This window comes from Wenyingzhuangia sp. (assembly GCF_039768515.1).
Taxonomy (GTDB): domain Bacteria; phylum Bacteroidota; class Bacteroidia; order Flavobacteriales; family Flavobacteriaceae; genus Wenyingzhuangia.
On the sequence record NZ_JBDNAI010000079.1, the window covers coordinates 1 to 3,379 of the forward strand.

The 3,379-nt window shown below is 35.2% G+C and carries 4 protein-coding genes and 1 tRNA gene; all 5 read right to left on the reverse strand.

What is annotated here, in order from left to right:
* A partial coding sequence (locus tag ABF281_RS04745) for a tRNA-dihydrouridine synthase (RefSeq protein WP_347180552.1) occupies positions 1–168 on the reverse strand: 168 nt, incomplete at its 3' end.
* A 224-nt stretch (positions 169–392) separates the two neighbouring features.
* Entirely contained in the window at positions 393–1,061 is a 669-nt protein-coding gene (locus tag ABF281_RS04750) for a bifunctional 4-hydroxy-2-oxoglutarate aldolase/2-dehydro-3-deoxy-phosphogluconate aldolase (protein ID WP_347180549.1), read from the reverse strand.
* 80 nt (positions 1,062–1,141) lie between these two features.
* On the reverse strand, positions 1,142–2,176 hold the full coding sequence (locus ABF281_RS04755; protein WP_347180550.1) for a sugar kinase: 1,035 nt from the start codon (positions 2,174–2,176) through the stop codon (positions 1,142–1,144).
* A gap of 304 nt (positions 2,177–2,480) precedes the next feature.
* Positions 2,481–3,077: an outer membrane beta-barrel protein gene (locus ABF281_RS04760; RefSeq protein ID WP_347180551.1), complete on the reverse strand. Its 597-nt coding sequence runs from the start codon at positions 3,075–3,077 to the stop codon at positions 2,481–2,483.
* A 215-nt stretch (positions 3,078–3,292) separates the two neighbouring features.
* Positions 3,293–3,378 (reverse strand) — tRNA-Leu (locus ABF281_RS04765).
* Between the last annotated feature and the right edge of the window lies 1 nt (position 3,379).

The following is a 3,379-nucleotide window of genomic DNA, read 5'->3' on the forward strand; positions in this document are numbered from 1 at the left end:
ACTCTTGGCAGCATCACGAATCAATCCTTCAGATGATATAAACTCTGTATAAACCAAGTCTGCTCCATGCTCTTTACATAAAGCCCTAAAAGGAGGATCACTAACATCTTCCATTGGAGCCAATAAAAGAGGGAAGTCACACAATTCTATATCACCAATTTTTACCATAACACACTGATTTAAAGTTCAAAAAACTGAGGAAACAAAGATACAATATAAGAAGTAGTTATCCCCAATTACAAATCAAGAAATTTACCTCACAAACAATCGTTGGTTTACCTTTTAAAAGACCTCCTTAAACAAATACACATACAAAGGACCACTGCTCTAAAATTAAAAAGACGTTTAAAATATTTTAAACGTCTTTTTAATTCCTATTATTTTTTGATGTTTTATCCTCTAACTTTTTTAATCGTTTCTAAAGCTTTAGCAACTTTAGTTTTCAGACCCTCATAGTCTTTTTCGGCTAAAATTTGCTTACTGATCAACTGAGATCCCATACCTACACAAACGACTCCAGCATCAAACCAACCTTTTAAGTTTTCCTCTTCTGTAGTAACACCTCCTGTAGGCATAATAGAGGTCCAAGGTTGAGGTCCTACTATACCTTTAACAAAATTTGGACCATATAGATTCCCTGGAAACAATTTCACGATTTCGCAACCTAACTCTTCTGCTCTTGCTATCTCTGTTAGGGTTCCACATCCTGGATTCCAAGCCACTTTTCTTCTGTTACATGCAATGGCAATGTCTTCTCTAAAGACAGGTGTCACAATAAAATTAGCACCTAAAGACATATACAAAGATGCTGCTGCCGCATCTGTGATAGATCCCACACCCATAATCATTCCTGGTAATTCTGCCAACGCATATTTGGTTAACGCTGCAAAAACTTCGTGAGCAAAGTCACCTCTAGCTGTAAATTCTAATAAACGTGCTCCTCCGTCGTAACACGCTTTTAATACTTTTTTACCTAATTCAATATCTGGGTGATAAAACAAAGGAACCATTCCTGTTTCTTTCATCACTTGTGCTACTTCAATTCTTGAAAATTGTGCCATTTTTAATATTTATTTATGCTGTTATTCTTTTTGTTTGCGGTTTTTGTATGAATTTCTCTTCTTCGAAGCACATACAACGGCTACCTATCTACCAATGCAGACCCGTCACTTTCCATAAATTCAACTACTTCTTGTTTAGAAGCCCTGTTGACATCTCCAAAAATAGTATGTTTAATGACACATGCTGAAGTTGCAAAAGCTACTGCTTTCTGCAAGTCATCCTGATAATCTAAAAGACCATATAATAAACCTCCCATAAAAGCATCTCCAGTACCTACTCTATCTACCACAGGTGTAATCTCTTTGATACGAGCTCTATAAAGTTGATTGTTTTTATATAGCAAACCTCCGATACGTTGATGAGAGGCGTTTACTGAGTTTCTAAAAGTCATCCCAATGGTATGAATATTAGGTAACATCTTCATGATGTTGTCAAAATGAGATTTAACCTTTTCTTCTTCACTATAATCAGGATTGATTTTTTGTTTTCCTAACATAAACATTGCTGTGTCTATATCAGCCAAAACGATATTACTATATTTTAACAATGCAGGCATAACCTCTTTGGGTTCCTTACCATATTTCCATAACTTACTTCTGTAATTTAAATCTGTGGATATGGTTAATCCTCTTTCCGAAGCTGCCTTAATCGCTTCTAAACAAACATCTGCTGCAGTTTGTGACAAAGCAGGAGTGATACCGCTCCAATGAAAAACAGTGGCACCTTCGAAGATAGCATCCCAATTGAATTGACCCATTTTCACCTGAGAGATCGCAGAATTTTCTCTATCGTACACAACGGTACTGTTACGACCGGAGGCTCCGTTTTCTAAAAAGTACAGCCCTAATCTTTTGCCTTGTCTCAAAATATGTTTTGCCCCTACATTTCTCCCTCTTATACTCTGCACCACACAATCTCCAATTGCATTGTCGGGTATAGCAGTTACAAACTGAGTTCTTACGCCATAATTTGCCAATGAAGCAGCAACATTAAATTCTCCTCCTCCGTAAATAACCTCAAGGTTGGTTGCCTGACTAAACCTTAAATTATTTGGCGGAGACAATCTCCCTAAAATTTCACCAAACGTGATGACTTTGTGATCTTGTAAATTCATTTTAATCTTCTAAAATTTAATTTGTTTGCCTCAATTTACTTATTAAAACTTTTTCGGGTTAAGTCAAAAGTCAATTAAAAAAAGACTTTTAAACTCACTGTGAGTCTCATGTTTTAAATCTTATTCTCTCAGTTTAGCCGAACAAATATAGGTAATAAAAAATGTTTTTGTAATAGTTAGCTAAGAAAAAAGAAGACAGAAGAAAATCAAAACAACACCTAACCAAAAAAACAAACAAAATCTTAAATAAAGGATATAAAAAAAAGGGTAATGCATCACCCTTTTTTATATTGTAAACAACGAATCACAAGAAAATACCGAACCCAATAGTCATACCAAATCCGACCTTGTTCACTTTGTAATTATCATCATCTCTATCTGTTAAGTTAGTACCAGCAAATCCTAATCCAAGATTTAAGGCTACGTTGTCACTTAAAAAAATAGCAGCACCTCCATTAAAGCCAAATCCGAAACCACTTTGAGTTGCTTCATTCTCACCATCATCAGTTACAGTAGTCACATGACCCAGCTCTACTCCTAAATATGGACGAGGGCTGGAAGATCCAAAAAAGTATGTTAATTGTGGCATTAAAGCAAATGATGTTGCTGAAATCGTCTGCAACTTTTCATAATTAACTTCTGACTCAGTAGCTTTAGATGAAAGCTCAAGACCTAAACCAATGGCAAGATTATCTTCAACAAAATAATTAACAGCTGGTTTGAATTCAAAAGTCCCTACTGATGTCTCAATATTGGTATACTCACTGTTATATTTAAATTCTGATGTTGCTCCTGTGAGCGAAAATTTGGTGTCTCCCTCAATCATCCAAGTACCCTTTTCAGTTTGAGCAAAAATTGATAAGCTTGAAGTTAAAAATGCTGCTAAAAGTAATTTTTTCATAATAAATATTTTTTTTTCAATCTAACTAAGCTTTTCGGATAAGGTTTCATTTGAGTGGTTTCTGGGCTCCGTTAAACATTAAATTGCAAAGTTTTATATTTTAAAGATATTATTTTTTTAACAAAAAAATAAATCTATGCATGCTAAGTTGAACGCACTTTATGAACTCTTGAAAACAAAAAAAAGCCGAAACTTTCGTTTCGGCTTTTTATGTGTACTCAAGATGGGACTTGAACCCATACGGGCATTTCTGCCCACTGGATTTTAAGTCCAGCGTGTCTACCAATTCCACCACTTGAGCA